The following is a 1607-nucleotide window of genomic DNA, read 5'->3' as shown; positions in this document are numbered from 1 at the left end:
TTATGCTGCTTTACGCAGTTCCATTTCTGAAATCAGTTCTCTCAGATCTGCATAAACACATGAGGTTCTACGCTTTACTGCAGGAACTTTTGCCTCCAGCAAAGACCTTTCCGTTTCCGGCAAGGGTTTTAAAATTTCACGGATAAAATATCTCGCTCCGATATTATACGATGCTGACAAATCACAGTTGTATCTTTTTCCAGTCTGAAACGTACACAGACGATGATCCCGTATATCACGGTCAATCTCTCCTGATCCATCAAAGGCAAGCCTGCTCGTGTTCCAGGCACAGATTCGGGAAATTCGGATTTTCTTTCTATGTGCCTGCTGTCCGCACCGTTTCTGGATATCACGTTTTCTCCACATCTGCAGTTTCTGCTTTTTCTTCCCGGAAAGTTTTCCTTTCATTTCCAGATATTCGAAAACAATCACATCTGCCTTCTTTTCTGATGCATAAAAAATGATTTCCTTTGCAATTTTTCTGCCAAGCTCTGTATTCAGACGTTTTGCATATGCCCATCTTCCCTGCGCCTGACGCGATCCATGTTCCCGCTGAAATCTTCGGATCCGCCCCAGCACACGGTACATCCGGTCTTTGTCACTGGGAAAGTTAATAAACTTTCTCCCCAGGATAGTTCCGTCTGGACGCATGATGGTACAGACTGCATCCGTATTGATGCCGAGATCCACACTGCAGATCGTTTGTTCTTTGACAGGTGTCCGGTTTAAAGATACCTCTTCCGCATACGTAAAACGCAGGAAATATTTGTCGTGCTTTTTCTCCAACGTTGGCGCCGAAGCTTTTTTGCCCGACCAGTGTTTTCTTAAATATTCCATATCCGTATGTTTCAGCCGCACAGCAAACCATTTCCAGTCATGGCCATCGTACAGTTTTAAAAAGGCCGCATCTTTCTCTTCTGTGTTTTCACGGTACATGACATTGTGGTAAAAAACAGGCATGGCATACTGCTCACTTTTCAGATACGGCTTTCCTGTTTTCTGTCCCTCTGCTTTCCACTGTTCCAGACGCGTCCGATAAGAAGATACACTCCCAAGCGCATGCTGGACTGCCGCCCGTCTGAAATAGGATGGCATCTTGGGAAAGCAGAAATCAAAATCAAACCGGGCCGGATTCCGTTTCGTTGTATGCACCAGATGTTCCGCTGCATTGAAACGTTTCTTACTTTCCTCAATTTGGGCCAGTTCTTCCCACACAGATTCATACACTTCGACCAGATAGCGGACAGCAGAACGGTAAATCTCCAGTGTCTGGCGGATTGGAATATTCTGTTTTCGTAATTCTACACCATAACTGGATATGATTTTCATTCGCTTTTTCCTCCGGGTTTTAACGGGATTTTTCCTTCTGCCCTTCTATGTAAGCAAGTACCTGTTCACGGCTCCGGTCACTGACCGTTACAGCACAATAAGACGGATTTCACAAATGTTCTCCCCACAACTCTTTCCTTGACGCCGGATAGGAAAAACCATTTTTATTAATTGTAAACATATCTTTCTCCATAAAAGTATTTTACCATATCCATAATAATATATCAAACATTTGTTCTGTTTTATATTAAAAAAATTGCGCGTCTAACTCATCACTA

1 protein-coding gene is annotated in these 1607 nt (G+C 43.4%); it reads right to left on the bottom strand.

Going from position 1 to position 1607, the window contains the following annotated elements; all coding sequences use genetic code 11:
• Complete coding sequence (locus tag DXA55_RS16805; RefSeq protein WP_117814658.1) at positions 1 to 1329, bottom strand: transposase; 1329 nt, start codon at positions 1327 to 1329, stop codon at positions 1 to 3.
• Between the last annotated feature and the right edge of the window lie 278 nt (positions 1330 to 1607).

Origin of the sequence: Blautia sp. OF03-13 (assembly GCF_003460685.1) — a bacterium.
Lineage (GTDB): Bacteria > Bacillota > Clostridia > Lachnospirales > Lachnospiraceae > Fusicatenibacter > Fusicatenibacter saccharivorans.
The sequence above is the reverse complement of the archived record's forward strand: the minus strand, read 5'-3'. Positions and strand labels throughout refer to the sequence as shown.

Excerpts from the sequence above, each read along its gene's own strand:
- DXA55_RS16805 (WP_117814658.1), bottom strand. The coding sequence starts at position 1,329 with ATGAAAATCATATCCAGTTATGGTGTAGAATTACGAAAACAGAATATT.